Here is a 25,602-nt window from a genome sequence, read left to right on the forward strand (position 1 = left end):
ATTAGTGCTGTCCTGGAACGTGTATGAATGTCGAGTAATAACTGAAACCGACCATGAACACCATCAGGTAAGCGCCGAACATGTACATGTACATACGCTCTGTCAGATTTAGGTATCCAAGCAGTAAGAAGAAAATTGTACTAGCGACAAAAAGAAGTGAAGCAGTATACATTCCACCTACAAAAAACATCACTGCGAAAATACCAGTCCACCAGCCCATCAGTTTAAACATGTTATCCATGTGTGCGTCCCTCCTTAAAAAAACATTACAATAAGCTCATATTCATTATAAAGGATACCACTTATAAAAGTAAACTTCAATTGGTTAATGATTGTGACAAAGAGGTGTAGTTAGGTCGTTTTTTAACCCGCAAAATTGAAATTTGATTTTTGGGCCGTAATTCGGACTGAATTATAAAATTGAATCGGTTTTCACTTGACACAATTCGGCTATGGGGAATGCCATTCCAAAAGTCAATCCCGCGTTGTATAATTTGAATAAGGCGAGTTGCGGTCACTCGTCCTTATCATTTAGCTGAATGTGAAATACACCAAAGTTTTTGAGTTTAGAAAGAGGGGGGTTAATTGGAAAGCCAAGGTAATATTATTGAGCAAAAATGTATTGAACTACTTGAAAAAGCACTTAGTTTTGAAGCCACGGATATTCACTTAGTTCCCACAAGAGAAGGGTATGATGTTTCATTTAAAAAAGATGCAAGGCTTGAAAAGTCCTACACACTTCCCCCACAGTTAGCGGATCGAATGATCTCGTACTACAAATTTCTTTCATCATTAGATATTAGTGATAAACGCAAGCCCCAAAGTGGTTCCTTCCACAAAAATATACAAAGTGAGAATTATTCCTTCCGAGTATCGACCATTCCTTCTATTCAGTTAAGAGAAAGTGTTGTCATCCGATTGCAGAAGCATGACAAAATTGTATCTTTGGATAATTTGTGTATTGAAAAAACGTGGGCAGATGATTTTCGTCAAGTAGCAAATGAACAACAAGGGTTAGTTTTTTTGAGCGGCCCGACAGGAAGTGGAAAAACGACATCCTTGTATTCATTAACCGCTTATTGCGTGAATCAGTTGAATCGACATGTAATCACACTTGAAGATCCTGTTGAAAATAAACAATCTCATTTACTTCAAGTTCAGGTGAATGAACAATCTGGAATGACTTACTCAACAGGCCTGAAAGCGATATTAAGGCATTCTCCAGATGTAATAATGATCGGTGAAATTCGCGATAGTGAAACAGCAAAAGTTGCAGTTAGTGCTGCATTAACAGGGCATTTAGTACTTTCTACAGTTCATTCGAAAAATCCAGCGGGATGTATTCATAGGATGATGGATTTTGGTGTTTCAGCCGAAGAACTTAGGCAGACTGTAGTATGCATTGCAACGCAACGTTTAATTCGAAAAACTAGTGGAGATGTTCGTGCAGTATTTAAGATTGTTATGGAACAAAAACTTGAGGACATGATGGACACAATCATGAAGGGAGAGCGGTTTGTGTTTCCGAAAGAGCAGAGAATTGATGAGCTTGCGATGAAGTACATGGACGTGCATAGCGAAAACAATGAATAAGTCAAATCGGTTAAATAAAACAGATTTAATCAACCGTTCATCATTTTTAGCAAGACTCGCCGTTCTATTAAAAGAAGGCTTTACATTTCACGACGCTTTGAATCTTTTACTACCGCATCATGTAAAGGAATATGAAGAAGCTTTATTTAAAGTTGATAAATGCTTTAGGGAAGGATTTGGAGTCTCTCATATTTTAAACACTATAGGATTTCCCCCGGGTTTATTGTTGCCAATTTCACTTGCGGAAGCTGATGGTCGGCTTCCAGAAGCGTTAAATGGTTTAGCTATTCGCTTGAAAAAAAGGGATGATGCACGTGAAAAAGTGAAGAGTCTATTAGCTTATCCAATTACGTTATTTATTTTCATTACGTTGCTTCTACTTGCCTTTCGAAGATATTTCCTTCCGAACATGGAGGCGCTCGCAACTTCTAGAACGACTGGTGAAGAAGGGATAATCTCTAGAATTCCAGCTCTGGTTTCCAAATTACCAGATCTAATTTTAGGAACGGGGATTATTTTCGGAATTGTTGGGTTTAGTCTTTACTTAATGTATAAAAAGTATACTCCGGAAAAAAAGATTCGTATCATGATTCAAATTCCACTTGTCGCTCAAGTGTATAAAGAATTGAAGACGAAAACATTTTCGAGTGAACTTGGAAGTTTGTTGCAATCTGGATTATCTATACAAGAGGCTCTCGATGTTTTGATTGCTCAAAGATTAGACCTAGTGCTTAGTGAGATAGCGAAAAATGTAAAGGAATCTATTGTATATGGTGAACCATTCCATTCAGCTGTAGCTTTAACGCCGGGGCTGACAAAACAATTCACCGGATTTGCAGAGCACGGTGCTACAAGTGGTCATTTAGCAAAAGAATTGATTATTTACAGTGAACACTTAGACGAAACAATTGATGGGAAAATCGCAAAAGGACTAGCGGTATTACAACCTGCATTATTTAGTCTTATTGCCTTATGTATTCTAGCCGCATACCTCGCTTTACTGCTGCCTGTCTATGGGATGATTGAAAAATACTGAAGGGTGGAAAACTATGAATATAATCAAAAAAGAATCAGGTTTTACTTTAATAGAAATGATGATCGTATTATTAATTATTTCGGTTTTAATTCTGATTGCGATTCCAAATGTTGCGAAGCAATCCCAATCAATTGACGATAAAGGCTGTATGGCCTATTTGAAAATGGTTCAAGGACAAATTGAGGCCTATAAAATGGATGAAAAAGGGGAGGCAACGCTTGCTAATCTTGAGGCAGAGGGATACCTTCCCGAAAGTGCACAATGCCCTGATGGCAGGGATATCCAAATTAATGAAAAAGGAGAGGTAATCGCTTTAGTAAGTGGATCGGATGGTAGTTAATTCGTTTAAAAAAGAGGATGGGTATACTTTAATAGAAATGATGCTCGTTTTATCTGTTTTGTTCACTCTAACAGCCCTCATCATTCCTCTTGGAAACACTTGGGTCCAAACTACAGCTGAAGAAGATGCATTTAAAGCTATCGTCGCGGAAATTCAAAGTTTGCAAAGTTACTCACTTGCAAATAATGTTTTTACAAAAATGGAATTTGTAGAACAAGGGACTCACTACATTTCATCTGCACCTGGAAGGAAAGTCTTCTCTAAAACAGCTATGCCTAAAGGAATGGCAGTACCGTATTGGAGTGGTTTGAAAAGTGTGGAGTTTCAACCTGATGGAGATATTCGTATACTTGGAGTCCTTTCAATTGAAACCAATTCGCGAACTTTCCAAATTAGGTTTCAATTCCAAAGAGGAAGGATGATTATCGATGGATGAAAATGGTTTTTCATTTGTAGAGGCTTTACTGACGCTCACAATATTAATTACTGTGTTCGGTAGTCTTCTTCCTTTTGCGTCACATATGACATCCGTTCTTATACAAAAAAAACAGGCGATGCGTGCGGCTGAGACAGCCTACCAGGGTATGATTTTGTATAGTGCTTACGGAATCGAGCTGGGTTCACGCACTATCGAAGATGACAGTTACGATTGGATTATTGATGGCAACACAATCTGTGTGTATTATATTACGGATCAAAAGGAAGCAATGAAATGTGTCGATTAGATAAACGCTTAGCTGATGGTGGGTATACATTCATTGAAAGCTTATTCCAATTACTCATTTTAGCTGTATTCGCCCAGTTTTTTCTACTTTTTTTCTTTTGGAAAGCTCCCATTGAGCAAAAATATAGCGAACTGTCTGCACTAGATTGGGAGTTGTTTGCAGTAGATATGCAACAGCTGTTATCTGATGTTGAGGAAATTAGTGTATTTCCAAATAGGCGCGGAATTACATTGTTAAATGAACGCGGTGTAATAATTATAGAACAAGGAACAGCAGTTATTCGAAAAAGGGTTTACGGAAAGGGCTATGTTCCTTTTTTGACAAATGTACACTCGGTTCGATTTTCACTCGATGGATTTGTTCTACTTGCAGACGTAACCTTACTTGATGGGACTAAAAGGGAAAGGGGATTTACAGTTGGTATATATGCAAAATGAGCGAGGTGCACTGCTTGCGACAGCCATTGTATTATTATTTTTCATAAGTCTCTTTCTTTTCTCTATCGTTTCGTGGCATGATAGTATATATAAAAGTTTTGATTCGCTAGAAACATACTACGAAAATGAAACGATGAAGATAATGATACGGGATTAGTGAAGAATCACTGTCCTACCGAGTAGGTGAGGAAATGAAGAAGGTTTATTTAATAGGTTATATGGGCTGTGGCAAGAGTGCTATAGGCAAAAGGTTAAGCTTTGCGACCCGTCTTCCGTTTTATGATATGGATACTGAAATTGAAAAGAAAGTAGGTATGTCCATACCAAAAATATTTGAAACTTATGGCGAAGCTTATTTTCGTGAACAAGAAACTGAATTTCTTCGTACGTTTCGTGACGAGTATTGTATTATTGCTACAGGGGGCGGGGTCCCGATGAAGCGAGAAAATCGGGAAATTATGCGCCATACGGGAATTGTATTTTATTTAAATGCGCCATTTAGGGATATTTGGAGAAGAATCTCTACGGACAAAAATCGGCCAATCGTTCAGCGTTCAACTAGAAATGAGCTGGAAGAAATATTTAAAGGCCGACTTCCGCATTATTTGAGTACAGCCCATTTTAAAGTGGAAACAGAAAAACGGACGCTGCGACAAATTACTGATTACTTAGCATTTCAAGTCGACCGATTAAAAGGAGATAGTTAACACGAAACTTGGCAATTCGCCTTATTTTTCACTTCCATACTATCCGCATCCGCTGAACCATACTATCAAGTCTTTAAAGACGAACATAGTCTCTTTAAATAGAGGCTTTGTTCGTCTTTTCAGCTCTTGACTGAAAAGGATTGCGCTTATATTATTCCAATGTTAAGATATTAGTTGAATGAATAAGTATATTTTCTGTAAATATGATCGCGAATGATTGTATGGGGAGAGAACGCTTAGGCGTCGCCGAAGGAGCAAGTAACTAATGTTATGAATCTCTCAGGCAAAAAGACTCTTACATGACGCAACTCTGGAGAGTGTCGGCTTCGACCGACCACCAACGAGGAAAGCCGCAAGGTCAAACTTTCAGGTAACCGGACAGAGATTCCTTTTCGAAGGAATCTCTGTCTATTTTTTTGGAAATTTAAGGAGGAATTTACGTTGACGAATGCATTGAAGCGTACCGCGTTATATGATTTTTATGCGGAGCACGGTGGCAAGACGATTGATTTTGGCGGCTGGGATTTACCGGTCCAATTCTCTAGTATTAAAGACGAGCACGCAGCTGTGCGCACAAAAGCAGGTTTGTTTGATGTCTCTCATATGGGAGAAGTTCTAGTGAGTGGTAAAGATTCCCTTCCCTATTTGCAAAAAATGATGACAAATGATGTATCAAAATTAGTTGATGGGCAAGCCCAATATACTGCGATGTGTTATGAAAATGGTGGCACGGTAGATGATCTCCTTATCTATAAACGAGGAGAAGACGACTATTTACTTGTAGTAAATGCATCTAATATCGATAAAGACATGGATTGGATGAACAAACATGCATCTGGAGATGTACAAATCGTTAACGTATCTGATTCTTTTGGCTTGCTAGCTCTTCAAGGTCCTTTAGCAGAGCAAGTTCTTCAGACATTAACGCAAGAGACATTAAACGAGATTAAGTTTTTCCGTTTTAAAGACAATGTCCAGATTTGTGGTCAGCAAGTTCTGATTTCACGGACGGGCTATACAGGTGAGGATGGATTTGAATTATACGCATCCCCAGAATCGATTGTCATACTATGGCAAGCTATCTTAATGGCTGGTAAAGGGGCAGGTGTTATTCCTGCTGGTCTTGGTGCCCGAGATACGCTCCGTTTTGAAGCGGGCTTACCGTTATACGGACAGGAATTGTCTCAAAACATTACTCCACTTGAGGCGGGTCTAAATTTTGTTGTTAAGTTGAACAAAAAAGAGGACTTTATTGGAAAAGAAGCACTTGCTGCACAAAAAGAGGATGGCGTACCCCGAAAGCTTGTTGGTATTGAGATGATTGATAAAGGTATTCCTCGAACGGGGTATGAGGTTTTGGTAGATGGTAAAGAAATAGGTGTAGTCACAACAGGTACGCAATCACCTACACTCCAAAAAAATATCGGTTTTGCTTTAATTAATAAGGAATTAACGGAAATTGGAACTGAAGTAATTGTACAAGTTCGAAAAAGACAATTGAGAGCAGTAATTATTGCAACACCATTTTATAAACGCTAATTATGAAAAGGGGATAAGTAGACATGAAACATCGTTACATTCCAATGACGGAAACAGATCGACAGGAAATGTTGCAAGCGATTGGTATTTCTTCAGTAGATGAGTTATTTGCAGATATACCAGAAAAAGTTCGTTTTCAAGGCGCATATAATATTAAAAAGGCTAAATCTGAATCTTCCTTAACAAAAGAGCTTAAACAAATTGCGGCTAAAAATGCCGATGCACAATCCTATGCCTCTTTCCTTGGTGCGGGTGTGTATGATCACTACAAACCAATTATCGTGGACCATGTAATTTCTCGTTCAGAATTTTACACGGCGTACACGCCTTATCAACCGGAAATTTCACAAGGGGAGTTGCAAGCCCTGTTTGAATACCAAACAATGATTGCTGAGCTAACGGGAATGGATATTGCGAACTCATCTATGTATGACGGTGGAACGGCCCTTGCTGAGGCGGGTACGCTTGCTGCGGGTCACACAAAAAGAAAGAAATTGTTAGTTTCAGAAACGGTTCATCCAGAATCACGCGATGTCGTTCTAACTTATGCACACGGACAATCAATTGAAGTTGTTACGATTCCTCAAAAAGACGGCGTGACGGACTTAAGTAAGTTAGAAGAATTGATGGACGACTCGGTGGCAGCAGTTCTTGTACAATATCCAAACTTTTTCGGCCAGATTGAAGATATCGAAAAAGCTGGTGAGATTGCGCATGCAGCGGGTGGTTTGTTTGTTGTGTCAGCGAATCCATTAGCGCTTGGTGTTTTAACTTCTCCAGGTAAATTGGGTGCAGACATCACTGTCGGTGACGCACAACCATTTGGTATTTCAGAGTCCTTTGGAGGACCACATTGTGGCTATTTTGCTGTAACGAAAAAGTTAATGCGTAAATTACCAGGTCGCCTTATTGGAGAAACGACAGATGAGGACGGTAGACGTGGGTATGTGTTAACCCTTCAAGCACGTGAACAACATATTCGCCGTGACAAAGCGACTTCTAATATTTGTTCGAACCAAGCACTTAACGCGCTTGCAGCTTCTGTTGCAATGACTGCATTAGGGAAAGTTGGTACACAAGAAATGGCGTATCAAAACATTGTGAAGACGCGTTATGCAAAAGAAGCGTTCACTAAAGCGGGCTTTGACGTTGTATTTGACGGTTCTCATTTCAATGAAATCGTTGTAAATGTTAAAGGCTCGATTAAAAAAATTAATGCGTATTTATTCTCAAAAGGGATTCTTGGTGGCTATGATCTAGGTTTAACATATAAAAACCTTGAAAATCATGCGCTTATCGCAGTTACAGAACAACGTACAAAAGAAGAAATTGATGCATTCGTACAGCATACTGCTGCTTGTGTGCAGGAAATGGAGGCCCTCAATGCATAAGGACAATCAACCACTTATTTTTGAAAGTACAAAAGAAGGACGAATTGGTTATAGCCTTCCTGAACTTGATGTACCCGAACTGGATCTTTCCGATTTATTACCAGCGGGATATAAACGAGAAGAAGTAGCAGAACTTCCTGAAGTTTCTGAGCTTGATATTATGCGTCATTACACAGCTTTATCGAATCGAAATCATGGAATCGACTCGGGTTTTTATCCGCTTGGTTCATGTACGATGAAATACAACCCGAAAATTAACGAGTCCGTTGCTCGCTATGCAGGATTTGCAAACATTCATCCACTTCAAGATGAATCGACAGTTCAAGGTGCAATGGAAATCATGTATGATTTGCAAGAGCATCTTGCTGAAATTACTGGGATGGATGAAATGACGTTACAGCCTGCTGCAGGTGCTCACGGTGAGTGGACAGCGTTAATGATGATTCGTGCATTTCATGAGTCCAATGGGGATTTCCACCGTACGAAAGTACTTGTACCCGACTCAGCACACGGTACGAACCCAGCTTCTGCAACAGTTGCAGGGTATGAAACAGTTACGATAAAGTCGAACGACCGGGGCCTTGTTGATATTGAGGATTTAAAACTTCATGTCGGAAATGACACGGCAGCTCTTATGCTGACGAACCCAAACACTCTAGGTTTGTTCGAGGAAGATATTTTAGAAATGGCTGCTATCGTTCATGGTGTAGGCGGTAAGCTCTATTATGACGGTGCCAACTTGAACGCGGTAATGTCTAAGGCGCGTCCTGGAGACATGGGCTTTGATGCAGTTCACTTGAACTTGCATAAGACATTCACAGGTCCACATGGTGGCGGTGGCCCAGGTTCAGGTCCAGTAGGCGTTCATAAGGATCTAATTCCGTTCTTGCCTTCTCCTGTTCTAGTGAAGAAAGACGACACGTATACATTTGAAACAAATCTTCCACAATCAATTGGACGCGTAAAACCTTTTTACGGAAACTTCGGTATCTATTTGCGTGCGTATACGTATATTCGTTCAATGGGGCCTGATGGTTTGAAGGCTGTTACTGAGAATGCGGTTCTCAATGCGAACTATATGATGCGTCGATTAGAGCCTTACTTCGACCTTCCATATACACAACATTGTAAACATGAATTTGTACTTTCAGGTCGTCGTCAGAAAAAACTAGGCGTACGTACACTTGATATAGCGAAAAGACTTCTTGATTTTGGTTACCATCCACCGACAATTTATTTCCCGTTGAACGTGGAAGAAGCTATGATGATCGAGCCAACAGAAACAGAATCTAAAGAAACACTCGATGCATTTATAGATGCTATGATTCAAATTGCTACGGAAGTTGAAGAAAATCCAGAGGTTGTGCAAAATGCACCTCACACGACTGTTGTGACCCGTTTAGATGAAACGAAAGCGGCACGTCACCCAGTATTGCGCTATACGAAAAAATAATAAGTTGAATCAAAAGCAATCACTTTATTTTGAAGTGGTTGCTTTTTTCTGTCTGTTCTTGGAAAAGATATTTAACTTCAAGGGTGTGTATGTTATAATAAATTAGTATCAGGTACTAAATTATTGTGAACTTAGTATATAAAGGTGTATAAAATTATAAGATTACTCAGGAGGCTACTATGGAAGAATTACTTAAAATCAAAGGTAAAAACATTGTTATTATGGGCGTGGCGAACGAGAGAAGTCTTGCATGGGGAGTGGCGAAGACCCTTCATCAGGCAGGCGCAAACTTAATCTTCACATATCGTAAAGAGCGTTCCATGACTCGCATTACGAAGCTTTTAGCAGATAATAATATGGAAGCCAAATTAATTGTGCAATGTGATGTCAATGACGATGGCAGTATTCAACAAGCATTCGTTAAAATTGGCTTGGAAATCGGAACTGTTCACGGCGTTGTTCATTCACTGGCGTTTGCTCATGCAGAAGACTTACGTTCTGACTTTGTCAATACGAGCAGAAGTGGATTTGCATTTGCTCAGGACACAAGTGCATTTTCATTAATTGCAGTAGCAAAAGAAGCGAGCCCGTTAATGACAGAAGGTGGCTCCATCGTTACTATGAGTTACTTGGGTGCCGATAGAGTTCTAGATGGGTATAATGTGATGGGTGTTGCGAAGGCGTCTCTAGAAGCGTCTGTGAAGTATTTGGCAGCTGATTTAGGGAAAAATAATATCCGTGTGAATGCAATCTCTGCAGGCGCACTACGAACACTTTCGGCTAAAGGTGTTCCTTCATTCAATAAGATCTTAACAATTGTAGAAGAAACCGCACCTCTTAAACGAAATATTACACAAGAAGAAGTTGGTAAGATGACGCTTGCAGTTCTAAGCGATCTATCCAGCGGTGTAACAGGAGAAGTTATTTACGTAGATGGCGGATACAACATAATGGGATAAGTTTTATGTAGATGAAAGATTGGGTATGCGGATTAACATTCTGTACGCCTGATCTTTTTTCTTGAAAAATGAAAGGAATTTCAATTCTACAGTTGGCTTTGTTGCGACTGGGAAAGAGAGCGTTATGCATATTACAAATCGCGAATTTTTGAAATTCATAGTTGTAGGCGGTGTCAATTCAATCGTTTACTACATATGTTATTTAATCGAGATTCATGTGTTCGGGTTTCATTATTTGTTGGCACATACGATAGCGGTATTAATAAGCGTTTGTGGTTCTTTTTTCTTAAATTCGTATTATACCTACAAAGTAAAGCCAACTTGGAGGAAGTTTTTCTTATTTCCCTTGACTCAAGTAGTAAATTTACTAGTTACGGCACTATTCTTGTTTTTTCTGGTCGATTTATTTCAAATGGATAAGAGTCTAGCACCGATTGCTGCGGTGGTCATTACGATTCCAATCACTTTTTTCATTACAAGTAAAGTGTTGAAATCCGCATGAAGTTGACTAGATATTTCTTAATAAAAAGATCGAGCGAACAGACTAAATTCTGTGTGCTCGATCTTTTTCTTATGAAAACCCAATGATGCTTTCTTTTTCCCAAACCCCTTTTTCAGCGCGTTTATGCTGATTTTGTAGGTCGTGAATCCGACGTTCGAAATCAATTGTTCCATCATAATGAAAACCGAGTGCTACGGACATATAGAGTTCGTTTAATTGCGAAATAGACAGGCCTTCGGTTCGCTTGCTTACTTCATTTAATTGGGCTTCATCGAAAAGTCCTTTGATGTCGAGTTTCTTCATATAGTTACGACGGACTTCCGAAGAAGGGGATGGAACTTCATATGTGCTGTCAAATCGTCCAGCACGGTTAATGAGTGCCGGGTCAATTTTTTCTGGATAGTTCGTCGTACCAATGATGAAAAGTCCCGCGCGAACGCGTGCACCATCTAGTGTATTGAGAAATGTAGACCGTGTATGTTCAGGCATCGAATCAATATCTTCGATGACTAGAATGGCCGGAGCCATCTTCGCAACTGTTTCAAAAACTTCTTGTACGGAATAACTTCCGGTGTGTTCAGTAATTTGCCAGTAAATTACTGGGGCGGAAGTAGAACCTGTAATGGATCGGACGAGCGTCGTTTTTCCATTTCCAGGTGCTCCGTATAAAAGAATTCCACGTTTATAAGGAAGTCCATATTCTTTATAAAAAGCCCCTTCATCCTTGAAAAATTCATCAATCCCTCGGAAGATATCTTTTTTCATGGTATTCTCTAGAAAAACGTCGTCTCGACTGACTGCATCGTCGTGTTCGTAGGTTTTCTTTTTAACACCTTCGTCCGTATCGACAAGGTAAGTAACAGTAGTTTTCATCATTTCACGCTGCAACTGATTTAAGTCGTATATGAATCCCCGTACTTGTTCGGGTGAGGAGGAGAAGAAATGATCTTCATTCCACGTAGCTCCTGACCCAGCGTAGTTGAGAATGGATGTATAGGCTACATCGTAATCAGGAAAGTATAGAAGCTGATTGTCTAGTGTTTCGGTAACGCGGAGTGTAAATCCATTGTCCGAATCAGATTGTTCAACTTTTCCAGTCGGGCGTACACCGAATATATGACCGAGTGATTCAAAATGTAATTTTCCTTTTTTCATTAATTCATCAATAACGGATTGGGTATGGGAAACGAGTTCGTCTGCCATGACGAGTTGCCAATTTTGTTCTTTCCTTGCATTAAGTCGCTCCATAATGTGACGGATGACGATAGAGTAGTCCTCATAATTAGGGAATGTGCTGCGAAAGTTTGTTTCTACTTGCAATAGGATATCGTTCTTCATTCAATTCTCCTCATTCATATAAGTAGAAGAAAAAGTTCCTCCTATTAGGTAGGAAGAACTTTTCGATTACTTACTTTTTATCTTACCAGTCCATTGACGGAATCCGCCTTGGAGGTGGTACAGATGTTTATAGTCTTTTTTCTTAAGGAACAAAGCTGCACGCGCGCTTTTTCCACCGTTTTGATCGTACAAATAAACGGGCTTGTCCGGTCGTACTTCTTTGAAGCGCTGACGAAACTGTGAATAAGGAATATTTCTAGATCCGAGAATATGACCAGCGTCAAAATCTTTTGTTTCACGAACATCAATTAATTGAGCTTTCCTGTATCCTTCAATAAATTCTTCTTGTGTAAGGTTTGTGACTGCTTTCCGCAATCGAAGCATCGTTACCACCATATAGATGATAAGTGCCAATAAAATTCCAACGCTTAAATATAAAAAATCCACAACAACTTTCCCCTTTCTCTTTCTGTGTTCAATTATAAGGTATGGAGTGGTGAGAATTCAATGGGAACGGTTAGGAATATTCGTTTGAAAGTGGATTTAGATGAATTCAGATAAATTACTTATATTAATCACAAGAGCATGTCAATGAGTTTTATGATAATTATGAAAGGAAACATTTTCATGGATTTATAGATATACACCTTCAAGAATGATAATATATAAAAGGTCGCAACATGATAAATTCTTTCCTAGTCCTTCAAGATGAGACTTTTTTCGACTAGAAATTCAATTTAATTGGTGGGGAAAAAGAGTGTTTCGCAAGAAGTGAAAACATGGAACTTTGGATTCATTTTTAATGGGAGCGTAATGAAGAACACTGTCATTTATGGATTTGTAAAATGATGTTAAAATCAATTCGTTGCACGGGAATTCAAGATGTAGTACATTGAATAATAAGATGGACACTAGATATAGTGTTTATGAAAAAATAATTGAAGGAGGGGTGCGTAAATGGTCATCGCTTCAAAACATCAGGAACCGATATTGGATAAAGTACAATTGAACAATGATATCGCAAGTTTTGCGCAAGTGCATCCAATTACAGAAGAGATGCATATCGAACACCAAGGCGTATCGAGATTGGTCATGATTGACAGGTATTCATTTAAAGATACGGAAAAGAAAACGCTGGAAATTGGAGATTTTGTCGTATTAACAGTTAAGGAAGATCCGAAGTTTCCAGCTCGTGGACTTGGCTTTATTACAGCGCTTGATAAAAAGAATGGAAAAGCTGATATTTGGATAGAGAAGGATTATCGTTCAGCTATTGACAATCCAGTAGAACAAGAGTCTGGAATCGTCACTCGTCCTATCGAAGTCATCGAAAAGCCGTTGGAAGTTTACTATGAACAAATAGCGAAGCGTAATGCAACGGGACTTGCGTCAGTTGAAACAACAGAGGAAAAACGTCAAGAGTCATTCGATCGTTTTTACAAACAACTTTCAAAATTGAATTTTATTCCAGCAGGACGTGTTCTTTACGGTGCAGGATCAGATACAGAAGTAACATTCTTCAACTGTTACGTAATGCCGTTTGTGGCAGATTCGAGAGAAGGTATTTCGGATCATCGCAAGCAGGTTATGGAAATTATGAGTCGAGGCGGCGGAGTTGGAACGAACGGCTCAACCTTAAGACCACGTAATACGCTAGCACGAGGCGTGAATGGTAAATCATCAGGATCCGTTTCATGGCTTGATGATATTGCTAAATTGACGCATCTTGTCGAACAAGGTGGATCCCGTTAACTTAACACGGCGGGATTAAAATTCTGCGAATTGCTGGAACACCCTTAGAGCCTTATTTACCACAACGTGACCGGCGACGGTGGGCGTGAAGGTTTGAAAAAAATGAGGATTGGGCAATCAGCAGCGAAGGGTCTTTGGAAACGAAGATCAACGTTCAACGACTATTAAAACTTCCTAAAGCTTTTGATGGTGGATAAATTGGAAGCAAAGGAAGAAGTAAACCATAACAAACGGCAACGTGGTTATGGGGCGCAGGACAAAGATGAATAAATAATTTTCGACTTTGATGAGATAGTCTGATCTCATGTGAAAGCATGAGAGCTAGGCAGAAATGACCTAGCCCCCTTAAGTAAATGAGGGAGTAACAACCAGCGTGGAGCACAAATGATTATGTTGGCGGATTGGCATCCTGATATTTTCGAGTTTATTATTTCAAAAATGCAGAATCCAAGAATTCTACGTTATCTTCTGGAACATACGGAAGAAGAATTGGTAAAAAAACTCGTTAGTGAAAAACTGAAATTTAAAGCACTCACAACACAAGAAGAAGCTATGTATCAAGGTATCCTGAACTACCAGGCAATCCCTGGATTAGGTGGGTTCAATGAAGCAATCTTGAAAGATGCTGAAACGAAATTACGCGACGGTGGAACGTATTCGGTACATAATGAAGAGTTCCTAACCGGAGCGAACATTTCAATTACCTTAACAGATGACTTCATGAAGGCTGTGGAAGAAGATGCAGACTTTGATCTTAGATTCCCGGCAGTTGAGGAATACTCACCAGAAGAAATGGTCATCTATAACGAAAAGTGGCACGAAGTCGGAGATGTACGCGAGTGGGAGAAACAAGGATTCGCAGTACGCGTCTACCGTACGATTAAAGCCCGTGCACTATGGGATTTAATTAATATTTGTGCAACGTATTCAGCAGAACCTGGTATTTTCTTTATTGACAATGCAAACAATGAAACAAATGCAAAAGCATACGGCCAGCAAGTCGTAGCTACAAACCCGTGTGGGGAACAACCTCTTGCTCCTTACAGCGTCTGCAATTTAGCTGCAGTAAACCTTGCTGAAGTAGCTGATAAAGAAACAAAAACAGTGAACTATGAAAAATTGAAGGAAATCGTACAAGTCGGTGTTCGTATGCAAGACAACGTTATCGACGCCACTCCGTATTTCCTTGAAGATAATAAAGTACAAGCCCTCGGTGAACGCCGTGTCGGACTTGGTGTAATGGGTCTTGCAGATCTTCTAATCTATTGTGAAAATGAATATGGATCAGAGGAAGGGAACAAACTCGTTGACAACGTATTTGAAACGATTGCAACGACAGCATACCGTGAATCTATCGAACTTGCGAAAGAAAAAGGAAGCTTCCCATTCCTCATCGGTAAAACAGATGAAGAAACACAAGCCCTTCGTAACGCATTCATTAACACCGGATTCATGAAGAAAATGCCGGAAGATATCCGTCAAGCAATCCTTGAACACGGTATCCGAAACTCTCATCTACTAACTGTTGCTCCAACGGGTAAATGAATTGCCCCCGGTATGAGTAATCATACCGTGCAAATCGGGCTGTATGCGGGAAACTCTGAGTATCCTTTTTGTACCTGTACCTTGCCAGTACGTAAAGGTAAAAATCAAAAGGTGCAGACAATCCGCAGGGAAGTCATGGCTGACCCCTCAACGACTAAGATGATACTAATAGTAGAAAGGAATTATATAATATGAATTCCATTTCGAACAAAGCAAATCAACTAATTATTGGTAGTTTATTGGGTGATTCATCTATAAACAGGACATTCAAAACACCAAGGATTCATTTTTCGCATTCTGATAAACAAAAAGACTATCTGTACTGGAAATACAATATTTTTATTGAATCTAAGATTGAAGTCTCTACTCCCAATATGGTTATGTCTGGTATGAAGAAGAAATATCCACAGTGGCGCTTCCAAACCAGAACATCAAAAATCTTCGAGTATTATTTGAAATTGTTTTATCCAAAAGGAAAAAAAGTTGTCACTCGAAAGACATTAAACTTATTAGATCCTTTGGGTTTAGCAATTTGGTACATGGATGACGGTAATCTAATTATTCATAAATACCAAAAGAAGAATGGAGATTCTGGAATTAAGAGCAGAGAAGTAGCCATTAATACACAGTGTTTTTCCTATGAAGAACATGAAATAATACAAAGATATTTTCTTGTAAAATGGGGAATTCAAGTTAAGATTTATAAAAATAAAGGTAGTTATCGAATTGTCATGAATGCTACGAATGCGAAAATATTTTTTGGGATTATTGAAGATTATATAATTTCAAGTATGAAATATAAGGTTGATTTGCAATATAGTTAATAGGTATACATCGTTACGCTTAACAACCGAATTATTTCGGTTGATGATATAGTCTGACCCATATGGCGACATATGGAGCGGGTACTGATAATCCCGCCCTCCTAAAATCAGGAGAGTAACAAAAGTGAGTACTGGAACAATGGTAGGAGTTAGTACCGGATTAGAACCATATTTTTCCTTTTCTTATTACCGCAGTGGACGTCTTGGCAAGTTTATCGAAGTTAAGGCGAAAATTGTTGAAGAATATTTAACGCGCAATCCAGAAGCAGACCCGGAAAATTTACCAGAGTGGTTTATTTCTTCAATGAGTCTTGCACCAGAAGCGCATGCTGACGTCCAGTGCATCATCCAGCGTTGGATTGATAGTTCTATCTCGAAAACAGTGAACGCCCCTCGTGGATACACTGTGAAGCAAGTGGAAAGTGTTTATGAGCGCTTGTATAAGGGTGGAGCGAAAGGCGGAACGGTTTACGTTGACGGAAGCCGAGATTCACAGGTTCTTACTCTAAAAGCAGAAGAAAACGAGATGGACTCGGATTATCAAGAAGAAGCAGTAAATAAAGAGCGTCCAATTATGCTTGTGAACACAATTCAAGCATTGGCCTCAACAAATGTAACGATAGGATCCGAAGTGGGCAACACATGTCCGGTTTGTCGCCAAGGGAACGTTCAAGAATTGGGCGGCTGTAACACGTGTACAAATTGCAATGCACAGTTGAAGTGCGGACTCTAATAACAGAATATAAAAATGGCATCCTTTTCTCAGAACGAGAAGAGGATGCCATTTTTATTATTGCGCCAACACCGGATTTGCGGAAGACTCTTTTTCGGGTTGTGTGACTGGTTCTAGAGCTGAAGCACCATGAATTTCAACTTCAAGTAACTTTTCGAATGATGCAATTGCAACTTCAACCTGTTTGTCATCGGGTTCTTTCGTTGTCAATAGCTGTAACCACAATCCTGGGTAACCTAAATATTTAAGGACCGGGATATTTCGCATTGCGTTTGTAATCTGTAGCACTTCAAACGAAATGCCTAGGACTACTGGAATTAAAAGAATTCTATTGAGAAGTCGTAACCAAAGTGGATCTGCTGGAACAAGAAAGTAAATAAACATTCCTACAATAACAGTAAAGAGCATAAAGCTACTTCCACAACGGAAATGCAATCTAGATTGCACTTGAACATTTTCCACAGTTAGTGGCAATTTGTTTTCATAGGCATTAATTACCTTATGCTCCGCGCCGTGATACTGAAAGACTCTTTTAATGAGTGGAGTCATCGAAATAATGGATATATACCCTAACAGTAAAATGAGCTTAAATAAACTTTCTAATAAAATTTGACCCGTATCAGATGGAACGGCAAATTTTAACGATGCTGCAAGAAAAACGGGAACTAGAGTGAAAATAAACTTTCCAAAAACGAAAGATAACACAGCAACTGCTGCAACGCCGAGGACCATAACTAATTTAGACGTTTCTTCGGTTTCATTTTCTTCCTCTTCGCCAGGCATAATGTCGTACCGGTCGCTGGAAAAGTTTAAGTGTTTTGAACCGAGAATAGCGGATTCAAAGAGTGCTACCAATCCACGGATGAAGGGAATTTTCTTCAGTTTCATTCGCGTAGTGTTTTGCTCCTTTGGAAGGTGAAAATAATCAATGGTGTCGTCTTTTCTTCGTATTGCGGTAATCGTGTTTTCCTTACCAGCGAACATTACACCTTCTATAAGTGCTTGCCCACCAAAAACGGGCGCTGATTGTGATTTCTCCATTATTTAGCCAACTTTCTATCAAATCAAATTAAATCTTTCTTTAGTATACTAAAAATTCACTCGCTACTCCACAATGATGTTTAAAAATTTTGGAACCGCCCGACACTTAGTGAAGGAGGTTTCGACATGATAAATAAAACATTCGTTTATACATCGCTCTTTGCTGCATTAACTTTAGCCTTTGCACTGAAGTTTCTTCATTATTTTAGTTTTATAAAGTGGTCACCCGTAGGTTGGTCAAAAAAATGGAAGCTCTTTACATCGGATCATTTAATGCATCACCTTGTGAATTGGCTGATGCTAATTTTAGCACTTTCAGTTTTGTTTGCAATCATCTATATCGTTATTTCATTACTTTATAAAATTCCGCCTTCTATTTCAGCAATCGTTTTGGGACTTAGTTTTGTATTTATTGTCCACTGGTTCGTTGATCACCCGGAAAATTTGATTGCATTGTTCGGTTCTTTGTCTATTCCTTTCCTTGGAGTATCTTTAATGATTTTTCGATTTATCACAGGAACTGCCGTTTATATGAAAGAAACTTTTACTGAAACTCCAAAATAAGTTGCCACTTATTCTCGGTGTGATAAAATAGGAAAGGAAACGGTGAGAGGAATGTTGCAACGGTGAAATTACTTATATTAAATGGCCCCAATTTGAATCTGCTTGGAAAACGAGAGCCAGATGTGTATGGTCATGAAACACTCATGGATTTAGAGCGTAACTTGACCCAATTTGCATCCAATCATGATGTGGAAGTATCTTTTTATCAATCAAACACGGAAGGTTCTTTGATTGATCGAATTCATGAGACTGTCAATGAAGGAATGGATGGGATTATCTTTAATCCAGGTGCATATACGCATTACAGCATCGCACTTCGGGATGCAATTGCATCTGTCAATGTACCGACAATAGAAGTGCATATATCAAATATACATAATCGAGAACCGTTTCGACAGACATCCGTTATTGCGCCCGTATGTGTAGGGCAATTAACAGGATTTGGCATGGACGGATATGAGCTTGCGTTGCATGCTTTCCTCCTCCGAAGAAAAGGAGACAAAAATCTATGAAACTAACAAACTTACGTGAATTAATGAAAAAAGAAGAGATTGATGCTCTATTAATTACAAATCCATTTAATCGTCGGTATATAACTGGATTTACGGGTACTGCTGGTGTTGCTGTAGTTTCAGAGAAAGATGCAGTTTTCATTACTGATTTCCGCTACACAGAACAAGCAGCAAAAGAAATAGAAGGATTTCGTATTGTTCAGCATACAAAAACAATTATGGAAGAAGTTGCGCATCAAGTAAAAGACATGAATGTGAAAGCGCTTGGTTTTGAAAAAGAAGACATGTCTTTTGGGATGTATGAATTGTACAATAAAGCAGTAGAAGTAGAAATGAAGCCTGTGGCAGGATTAGTTGAAGAACTTCGAATGGTCAAATCTGACGAAGAATTACTTGTCTTAAAAGCGGCTGCTAAAATTGCGGATGATGCGTTTGATCATATTATTACGTTTATTCGTCCTGGTATTACGGAGCTTGATGTATCCAATGAGCTCGAATTTTTTATGCGTAAACAAGGTGCAACCTCTTCATCCTTTTCTATCATTGTCGCATCTGGGCTAAGAAGCGCACTTCCACACGGAGTCGCGACAAATAAAGTGATTGAATCAGGCGATTTTGTTACGCTGGACTTCGGCGCGTTGTATAATGGGTATATATCGGATATCACTCGTACCGTTTCCGTAGGAGAACCTTCTGATAAATTAAAAGAAATCTACGCAGTTACTCTTGCCGCACAGGAACTTGCACTTCAAAGCATTAAACCTGGCATGACAGGAATAGAGGCAGATAGCTTTGCTCGGGACTACATTACGTCTAAAGGTTACGGTAAGGAATTTGGTCATTCGACAGGGCATGGGATTGGTCTAGAGGTGCATGAGGGCCCAGGACTCTCATTCCGTTCGAATACAATTTTAAAACCTAACATGACGGTAACAGTTGAACCTGGAATTTATCTTCCGGGAATCGGCGGTGTCCGGATTGAAGATGATATCGTAATTACAGAAACCGGAAACGAACGTCTGACATTTTCAACAAAAGAATTACTTATCTTATAATTGGAGGAATTAGAATGATCTCAGTAAACGATTTTAAAACAGGTCTTACGATTGAAGTAGACGGCGATATTTGGCGTGTGTTGGATTTCCAACATGTTAAACCAGGAAAAGGTGCAGCTTTCGTACGTTCGAAACTACGTAACTTACGTTCAGGTAATATTAATGAAAAGACGTTCCGTGGCGGAGAGAAAGTTGGACGCGCGCAAATTGATAATCTTCGTATGCAATATTTGTATGCAGATGGGGACAATCATGTATTTATGGATAACACTTCATACGAACAGATTGAACTTACAAGTAGTCAAATTGAATATGAATTGAAGTTTTTGAAAGAAAATATGGAAGTACATGTTATTCAGTACAAAGATGAGGTATTGGGTGTAGAGTTACCAATTACTGTCGTTTTAGAAGTTACTGAAACGGAGCCAGGTATTAGAGGCGATACTTCAAGTGGGGGTTCGAAGCCTGCAACACTTGAAACAGGACTTACTGTACAAGTTCCATTCTTCGTAAATGCGGGAGACAAATTAATTATCAATACAGAAGAAGCCGAATACGTTTCTAGATCTCAATAATTAACCTTAAAAGACCTTACTTCCATTGTGGAAGTAAGGTCTTTTTCATATGGACTGAAGTAGCTACATAAGATGTTGACATGGGGGGAGTACCGGATGGAACTAAATGACTTGCTTCGAATTGCCGGTATCGGGTTAGTTATTGGGATTCTACATGTCTTTTTCGAGCAATCTGGAAAAAAAGATTTTTCTTTTTTCTTATTTTTAATAGGTTATTTATATATAACTGCTGAAATGCTCCGATTTCTGAAGATCTTTTTCAGTGAAATATCCGAATTCTTTCAATGGCTATCTATGGCAATGTGATGCTGACTCTATTTCAAATTATCGTCGTTTTTATGCTTTTGTTAATGCTCTCTTTTGTAGCGCCTAAACTTCAACCAATTATGTACACGTCAATCTTCTTTTTCTTTTTTTTGTACTTGTTGACAACACTCATTTTCCCGTTCGGAAAAACCTATGTACAATTATTCAGTTCTATACCTGGCCCTTATGCAAAACTACTCATTGGAAGCGCAATCCTTTTTTATATATCGGAGTTGGTTTCTCAGCATATTGAGGAAGCGGGTTACGGTTCCTTGGCGTCTATGTCCCATTTTGCAGTAAAAGTAGCAATTTTAACCCTTTGGATCGATCAAACGACAGCGGTTATCGATATTCTTTCCTCACTAATTTCAAAATGATCGGACGGGTATATCTATGATTTCATTCATCCAGGCAATCCTTGGAACTGTAGTATCTAGCCTAGTTATCATACTCATTTCTACATTTATTGCATTGGCTGTAGACTTCGTATTCCCGTCATTTACTAGATGGACGAGAATTATCTTGTTTTTCATTATTATTACAGCCTCACTTCAACCTGCATTTGAACACTTTTCGTTTATTCGAGAAATAGCCAAGTCAGTATCTCTGATGTTTATAGGTGTTTATCCAATTTTAACAGCCAGTATGATTGCTTCGGGAGGCGCATTTAGTTTACTAAACTTTCAACCGGCTATGCTTTTATTTGCGAATGGTGCGATTGTACTTACCGATCAATTGCTCATCCCTTTACTAACCGCAACCTTAATTTTTGACGTTGCATCTAGATTGTTACCAGAAATTCCTTTTACAAAAATGGCAGAACTTATTCGGACGACTCTGCTTGGAGTTGTATCCGCATTAGTTGCGGGGTATTCGATCTTCATTACTACAGGAGGAACACTTACATGGGCTCTTTCAGGATTAACGAGTGGCCCTGTAAAGGAACTCATTAGACAAAACGTTCCACTCATCGGTTCATTTATGACAGAGAGTTTGAGTACAATTGGGAAATATTCATCAGGTGTCAGTATATTTGCAGGTGGGTGGCTCATCACGTCGATTTGGACTGTTGCGTTAATACCATCTTTATCAACTTTAATTACTGCATTTTTCTATAGATGGACTGCTGCGCTAATAGAACCTTTCGCTCATGAAGATATAACGGGCGTCATTGATGACATAGGTAAAACATTATTTGTCTTATGTGCGGTTTCCTTTCTCATTGCTTTTGCCTTCATCTATACTGCACTTTTTTCAATTATTCTCGTTAAATTACTAACGTCATCCCAGTGAGGTGAGAACATGGAAAATTTTTGATGGGTGTCATTTCAATATCGTTGCTAGCCTCTCTACTCTTGCTGTTGTTTCCGGATAGTTTAGAAGAATCATTTCTTCCGATAATTAAAATGGCGATGGGAATTTGGATTATCCGTGCTGTCTTCTCACTTTTTGGTCATAGCTTCATGTGAAAGTGCATAAACTAAACCATTGATGACAGATAGTATAGACCGCTCATTGAACGAAGATGGTGATAATGTGGAAAAACCGAAGAAGAAAAGTCACACAGTTCTCTTAGGGACCATTATTGTTCTGATCATCATTAGTATTAATTCCGGTATTTTTGGAATTGGAGGAGAGAAGGCAAAGGATAAGGGGGCTGGTCAAGAGTATGCGGCACTAGAAGATGTATTGATGAATATGGAAGGGGTAGGAGAAGTAACGATTTACTTTCATTTTGAAGATGGGGAACAAGGAAATACTTTATCCGATTACTTTTCCCTTTCCAACACAACAACGAAAAAAGCAAACCGTTTACAAGGCATACTTGTCATTGCTGAAGGTGCAGGCGACCGAAGGATTCGAAATGAATTATCGAAAACTTTGTCTGCTGTTCTCCAAGTACCAGAACATCGAATCGTCATTTCTGAAATGAAAAAAAAGGGGGAATCTGGATGAAAGCGAATAAAAGAACGGTATGGTTTCTAACATTGATAAGTCTAGTTGCTGTGATCTCGATTTTTTACATGAACAACAACCCAAAACCATTTGATGGTATAGCACTTTTTGGGGAGGGCAAGCCTAAGGTAACAAATGATGATAAAGCAAATGAGACGGATATACAAACTCCGGTTTTTGCGGAGAGTTATATATTTGATGATATGAGAATGACGGTTCGGAATGAAAGAAGTTTACTTAACGATCAACTTACATCGAAAATATTAAATGCTGGTCTTTCATCAGATGAAAAGAACGAGGCATACGATCAGATGGAAGCACTTATAAAACTAGATTCCATAGAGACCTTAATGGAAATGCAAATAATAGCGCTGGGTTATCCAGATGCTTTTGTGAAGACGGATAAAGGTCAAGTTAACGTTAGGGTCTTAACGATGGATGGTCAATCTAAGAAGCAAGCGAATGAGATTATGCATCTAGTAATGACAACTTGGGAAGAAGCACGTAATGTTAAGGTGGACTTTGAAACAGGTTCTTGAAGGAAACGAAGGCCCTTGTAAAAGGGTCTTTTTTTTGTTTTAATCCTGAACATAAATTTTCAAATGATATTTTTTTAGGTATATAGAATTAACCACAGACTATTGTTGAATCATGAAGTATCAAGTACAATAGATCTACAGTTAAACATTATAATAGGAGTATAGAACCTGAGCGCAGCAATTAATTTGGAGTTCTACTACTTTTTATATTACCGACTATTAATCTTTCATAAATGAAGCGCAACGAATCGATTGAGCAACAGAATTGAAACGTGGGAATTCATTAACATAGTTTGAAATGAGGAAGTTGCTTTGAAGAATATCATCAAAATTGTGGGTATCGTTGTCGTATCAACAATTGCTACCTTATTTATTTTAGGGAAAATGGGGATTGTTAATTTTGACATGCCAATACTAGATAAGGGATTCGAAAACGGAAAAGTTGTTTTAAAGATAGACGAAGTTTCCAAATTATCAAAGTTAGAATACCCTCGCATAGGACAGGACATGAACAAAGCCTATTCAATGTTCCGTGATGTAGCGTTTGAATCAGGGGATCAAGTCGATTTTTATCTGCTAGGCGACAGACAAAAGATATTTGTGAATTATGATCCAGATACAAATCGTATTGACGCGATGGGAATTTATGTAGAGGGAGATATTAGCGAGATCCGTTCAATTGGTGAAAAAATGCTTCCTTTTAGCAATTACTATCTTTATGAAGAAAGTTATTCTACAGAAGAAAGAAATGAATTAGCTCGATATACTAAAATTCATGATGTTTCGGAATATTATTATGAACTGCCTGAACAAAGTCTGTACGGTTTAATAACCATTTCTCGTAGTACAAACGATCTCTTTGGAAAGGTAGATCCTAGTTCCAATGAAGACTACAAAATTGAAGTGTCATTTGTAGGTGAAGAAAACATAGGTTTGAATCATTCTCTAAATGGAAGTGCAGATGGGGAACCCGTAAATCCAGAAGTTACAGAATCATCAACGGAACAAGGATTTGAAAATGAAAATACAAGTGAATATTATTATGGAGAAAACACAAATGATATTTATTATGACGATGAAGAAAATGAAGTACAAGTCGATGCAGAACGATCTGCGGATTGGGAAGTCTCAGAAAAGCCAATAGTACGTATTGATGAAGATTTGCTATATGGAGTAGGACTTGGTTTGATAAACGGCATCAATGTTTATCTTGGGGAAAATATTGAAGACGTAATTTCCCGGCTAGGAGAACCAATCATTGATCATAGCATTCCTGCATTTGGGACAGTGAGTCTCGGCTACGATGGTTATGTAATTCAAGGTGCCGAAGTAAATGGGATTACCGTGAATAACAGTATCATTCAGCCAATGCTTAGTATGGAAGAGGTAAAGGAAGAATTGGGCGAACCAATTGAAGAGTGGCGTAGTAGGGATTATTTACATATGTATTATAAAGTCGGTAACTATTACTTAAACATAAACTTTAATGAAGAGGGAACAGAAATTGATGATATTTCTTTAGAAGGTGGAGTGGATTAAAGTCACGATGGTCAAATGATTAATGAAATGTATTCATCTAGTCGTCTTTTTGAAATCAACATCTAACTCTTACTTATAGCAAAGAAAATTCATTAACAAACTAAACTAGTTGCTATTTCAACTTGAATCTGTTATTGTTAAGAAGAGTTATTTTTGTTCGATTTCAGATTAAGAATAGATTTTGTTATTCGTCTAAGGTATTTGAGCAAGGATAGTAACACATTGTGTGGAATTCCACACTAGGAGGCAACAATAATGGAACAAGGTACAGTAAAATGGTTTAACGCAGAAAAAGGTTTTGGATTTATCGAACGTGAAGCAGGAGAAGACGTATTCGTACATTTCTCAGCTATCCAAGGCGAAGGTTTCAAATCTTTAGACGAAGGTCAAAGTGTAACATTTGAAATTGAAGAAGGACAACGTGGCCTACAAGCTACTAACGTTCAAAAAGCTTAATATTAGCTGAATTGAGACCCTACATGTAGGGTCTCTTTTTTTTGTTTAAAATTAGTTTTTATTTAATTCTCCCAAGTATATAAGGGCTTAATATACAGATATTTAGTGACGTAGATACTTGAGTGAAAGAGCCTTTGGACGCGGGTTCGACTCCCGCCGTCTCCACCACATATATATATAGATTT

At 38.7% G+C, this 25,602-nt stretch carries 28 protein-coding genes, 3 pseudogenes and 1 riboswitch; of the genes and pseudogenes, 27 read left to right on the forward strand and 4 right to left on the reverse strand.

Going from position 1 to position 25,602, the window contains the following annotated elements; genetic code table 11:
* Position 1 precedes the first annotated feature (1 nt).
* Positions 2-241, reverse strand: coding sequence for a DUF2626 family protein (locus ACXYMX_RS06225; protein WP_459043380.1), 240 nt, complete (start codon positions 239-241; stop codon positions 2-4).
* Between the two features lie 344 nt (positions 242-585).
* Between ACXYMX_RS06225 and comGA the strand changes: the two genes are divergently transcribed.
* From comGA to ACXYMX_RS06285, 12 genes are all read left to right on the forward strand, one after another.
* Complete coding sequence (comGA, locus tag ACXYMX_RS06230; RefSeq protein ID WP_459043381.1) at positions 586-1,593, forward strand: competence type IV pilus ATPase ComGA; 1,008 nt, start codon at positions 586-588, stop codon at positions 1,591-1,593.
* Positions 1,586-2,629 carry a competence type IV pilus assembly protein ComGB gene (comGB, locus tag ACXYMX_RS06235; protein WP_459043382.1) on the forward strand — a complete coding sequence of 348 codons (1,044 nt, stop codon included), beginning with the start codon at positions 1,586-1,588 and terminating at the stop codon, positions 2,627-2,629. Before comGA ends, comGB begins: the two co-directional genes overlap by 8 nt.
* Positions 2,630-2,642: 13 nt before the next feature.
* Positions 2,643-2,969: a competence type IV pilus major pilin ComGC gene (gene comGC, locus ACXYMX_RS06240; protein ID WP_459043383.1), complete on the forward strand. Its 327-nt coding sequence runs from the start codon at positions 2,643-2,645 to the stop codon at positions 2,967-2,969.
* Positions 2,959-3,405, forward strand: a complete 447-nt coding sequence (locus ACXYMX_RS06245; protein ID WP_459043384.1) for a hypothetical protein — start codon at positions 2,959-2,961, stop codon at positions 3,403-3,405. The genes comGC and ACXYMX_RS06245 overlap by 11 nt, the downstream gene beginning before the upstream one ends.
* On the forward strand, positions 3,398-3,694 hold the full coding sequence (locus ACXYMX_RS06250; RefSeq protein WP_459043385.1) for a hypothetical protein: 297 nt from the start codon (positions 3,398-3,400) through the stop codon (positions 3,692-3,694). Before ACXYMX_RS06245 ends, ACXYMX_RS06250 begins: the two co-directional genes overlap by 8 nt.
* The gene (gene comGF / locus ACXYMX_RS06255) at positions 3,682-4,131 is read left to right on the forward strand and encodes a competence type IV pilus minor pilin ComGF (protein ID WP_459043386.1); all 450 of its coding nucleotides are present in this window, start codon (positions 3,682-3,684) and stop codon (positions 4,129-4,131) included. Before ACXYMX_RS06250 ends, comGF begins: the two co-directional genes overlap by 13 nt.
* A gap of 191 nt (positions 4,132-4,322) precedes the next feature.
* Positions 4,323-4,838 carry a shikimate kinase gene (locus ACXYMX_RS06260; protein ID WP_459043387.1) on the forward strand — a complete coding sequence of 172 codons (516 nt, stop codon included), beginning with the start codon at positions 4,323-4,325 and terminating at the stop codon, positions 4,836-4,838.
* Between the two features lie 213 nt (positions 4,839-5,051).
* A riboswitch (glycine riboswitch) is annotated at positions 5,052-5,143 on the forward strand.
* Between the two features lie 136 nt (positions 5,144-5,279).
* Entirely contained in the window at positions 5,280-6,377 is a 1,098-nt protein-coding gene (gcvT, locus tag ACXYMX_RS06265; RefSeq protein WP_459043388.1) for a glycine cleavage system aminomethyltransferase GcvT, read from the forward strand.
* Positions 6,378-6,400: 23 nt separating this feature from the next.
* Positions 6,401-7,768 carry an aminomethyl-transferring glycine dehydrogenase subunit GcvPA gene (gene gcvPA / locus ACXYMX_RS06270; RefSeq protein WP_459043389.1) on the forward strand — a complete coding sequence of 456 codons (1,368 nt, stop codon included), beginning with the start codon at positions 6,401-6,403 and terminating at the stop codon, positions 7,766-7,768.
* Positions 7,761-9,221, forward strand: a complete 1,461-nt coding sequence (gene gcvPB, locus ACXYMX_RS06275) for an aminomethyl-transferring glycine dehydrogenase subunit GcvPB (protein ID WP_459043390.1) — start codon at positions 7,761-7,763, stop codon at positions 9,219-9,221. The genes gcvPA and gcvPB overlap by 8 nt, the downstream gene beginning before the upstream one ends.
* A gap of 179 nt (positions 9,222-9,400) precedes the next feature.
* Positions 9,401-10,180 (forward strand): enoyl-ACP reductase FabI, encoded by a 780-nt coding sequence (gene fabI / locus ACXYMX_RS06280; protein WP_459043391.1) that lies wholly within the window; start codon positions 9,401-9,403, stop codon positions 10,178-10,180.
* A gap of 124 nt (positions 10,181-10,304) precedes the next feature.
* Positions 10,305-10,682, forward strand: coding sequence for a GtrA family protein (locus ACXYMX_RS06285; protein WP_459043392.1), 378 nt, complete (start codon positions 10,305-10,307; stop codon positions 10,680-10,682).
* A gap of 69 nt (positions 10,683-10,751) precedes the next feature.
* Here the strand turns inward: ACXYMX_RS06285 and ACXYMX_RS06290 are convergent, their stop codons facing one another.
* Together ACXYMX_RS06290 and ACXYMX_RS06295 are read right to left on the reverse strand one after the other, a co-directional pair.
* Complete coding sequence (locus ACXYMX_RS06290) at positions 10,752-12,020, reverse strand: ATP-binding protein (protein WP_459043393.1); 1,269 nt, start codon at positions 12,018-12,020, stop codon at positions 10,752-10,754.
* Positions 12,021-12,086: 66 nt separating this feature from the next.
* Complete coding sequence (locus ACXYMX_RS06295; protein ID WP_459043460.1) at positions 12,087-12,416, reverse strand: rhodanese-like domain-containing protein; 330 nt, start codon at positions 12,414-12,416, stop codon at positions 12,087-12,089.
* Positions 12,417-12,977: 561 nt separating this feature from the next.
* Between ACXYMX_RS06295 and ACXYMX_RS06300 the strand changes: the two are divergent.
* The 4 genes and pseudogenes from ACXYMX_RS06300 to ACXYMX_RS06315 form a co-directional block, all read left to right on the forward strand.
* Positions 12,978-13,769, forward strand: a pseudogene (locus tag ACXYMX_RS06300) (ribonucleotide reductase N-terminal alpha domain-containing protein); the annotation flags it as partial.
* A 375-nt stretch (positions 13,770-14,144) separates the two neighbouring features.
* Positions 14,145-15,311: pseudogene (locus ACXYMX_RS06305) on the forward strand (vitamin B12-dependent ribonucleotide reductase); the annotation flags it as partial.
* A gap of 197 nt (positions 15,312-15,508) precedes the next feature.
* Positions 15,509-16,141, forward strand: a complete 633-nt coding sequence (locus tag ACXYMX_RS06310; RefSeq protein WP_459043394.1) for an LAGLIDADG endonuclease — start codon at positions 15,509-15,511, stop codon at positions 16,139-16,141.
* A gap of 127 nt (positions 16,142-16,268) precedes the next feature.
* Positions 16,269-16,874: pseudogene (locus tag ACXYMX_RS06315) on the forward strand (vitamin B12-dependent ribonucleotide reductase); the annotation flags it as partial.
* A gap of 57 nt (positions 16,875-16,931) precedes the next feature.
* Here the strand turns inward: ACXYMX_RS06315 and ACXYMX_RS06320 are convergent.
* Entirely contained in the window at positions 16,932-17,915 is a 984-nt protein-coding gene (locus ACXYMX_RS06320) for a DUF1385 domain-containing protein (RefSeq protein WP_459043395.1), read from the reverse strand.
* Between the two features lie 126 nt (positions 17,916-18,041).
* Here ACXYMX_RS06320 and ACXYMX_RS06325 point away from each other — a divergent pair, with 126 nt between their 5' ends.
* The 11 genes from ACXYMX_RS06325 (at position 18,042) to ACXYMX_RS06375 (ending at position 25,417) form a co-directional block, all read left to right on the forward strand.
* On the forward strand, positions 18,042-18,479 hold the full coding sequence (locus ACXYMX_RS06325) for a hypothetical protein (protein WP_459043396.1): 438 nt from the start codon (positions 18,042-18,044) through the stop codon (positions 18,477-18,479).
* A 62-nt stretch (positions 18,480-18,541) separates the two neighbouring features.
* Positions 18,542-18,991, forward strand: a complete 450-nt coding sequence (gene aroQ / locus ACXYMX_RS06330) for a type II 3-dehydroquinate dehydratase (protein ID WP_459043397.1) — start codon at positions 18,542-18,544, stop codon at positions 18,989-18,991.
* A complete protein-coding gene (locus tag ACXYMX_RS06335) occupies positions 18,988-20,046 on the forward strand; it encodes a M24 family metallopeptidase (RefSeq protein ID WP_459043398.1) in 1,059 nt (352 codons plus the stop codon). The genes aroQ and ACXYMX_RS06335 overlap by 4 nt, the downstream gene beginning before the upstream one ends.
* 14 nt (positions 20,047-20,060) lie before the next feature.
* Positions 20,061-20,621: an elongation factor P gene (gene efp, locus ACXYMX_RS06340; RefSeq protein WP_459043399.1), complete on the forward strand. Its 561-nt coding sequence runs from the start codon at positions 20,061-20,063 to the stop codon at positions 20,619-20,621.
* Positions 20,622-20,717: 96 nt separating this feature from the next.
* A complete protein-coding gene (locus tag ACXYMX_RS06345) occupies positions 20,718-20,927 on the forward strand; it encodes a SpoIIIAC/SpoIIIAD family protein (protein WP_459043400.1) in 210 nt (69 codons plus the stop codon).
* Positions 20,906-21,304, forward strand: coding sequence for a SpoIIIAC/SpoIIIAD family protein (locus ACXYMX_RS06350; protein WP_459043401.1), 399 nt, complete (start codon positions 20,906-20,908; stop codon positions 21,302-21,304). Before ACXYMX_RS06345 ends, ACXYMX_RS06350 begins: the two co-directional genes overlap by 22 nt.
* Before the next feature lie 16 nt (positions 21,305-21,320).
* Positions 21,321-22,220, forward strand: coding sequence for a stage III sporulation protein AE (locus ACXYMX_RS06355; RefSeq protein WP_459043402.1), 900 nt, complete (start codon positions 21,321-21,323; stop codon positions 22,218-22,220).
* Positions 22,221-22,463: 243 nt separating this feature from the next.
* Positions 22,464-22,883: a hypothetical protein gene (locus ACXYMX_RS06360; protein WP_459043403.1), complete on the forward strand. Its 420-nt coding sequence runs from the start codon at positions 22,464-22,466 to the stop codon at positions 22,881-22,883.
* Positions 22,880-23,422: a SpoIIIAH-like family protein gene (locus tag ACXYMX_RS06365; RefSeq protein WP_459043404.1), complete on the forward strand. Its 543-nt coding sequence runs from the start codon at positions 22,880-22,882 to the stop codon at positions 23,420-23,422. The genes ACXYMX_RS06360 and ACXYMX_RS06365 overlap by 4 nt, the downstream gene beginning before the upstream one ends.
* A 312-nt stretch (positions 23,423-23,734) precedes the next feature.
* Positions 23,735-24,961 carry a hypothetical protein gene (locus ACXYMX_RS06370; protein WP_459043405.1) on the forward strand — a complete coding sequence of 409 codons (1,227 nt, stop codon included), beginning with the start codon at positions 23,735-23,737 and terminating at the stop codon, positions 24,959-24,961.
* A 255-nt stretch (positions 24,962-25,216) separates the two neighbouring features.
* Positions 25,217-25,417, forward strand: coding sequence for a cold-shock protein (locus ACXYMX_RS06375; RefSeq protein ID WP_378156680.1), 201 nt, complete (start codon positions 25,217-25,219; stop codon positions 25,415-25,417).
* Positions 25,418-25,602 lie beyond the last annotated feature (185 nt).

The sequence above is a fragment of the Sporosarcina sp. CAU 1771 genome (assembly GCF_054482775.1).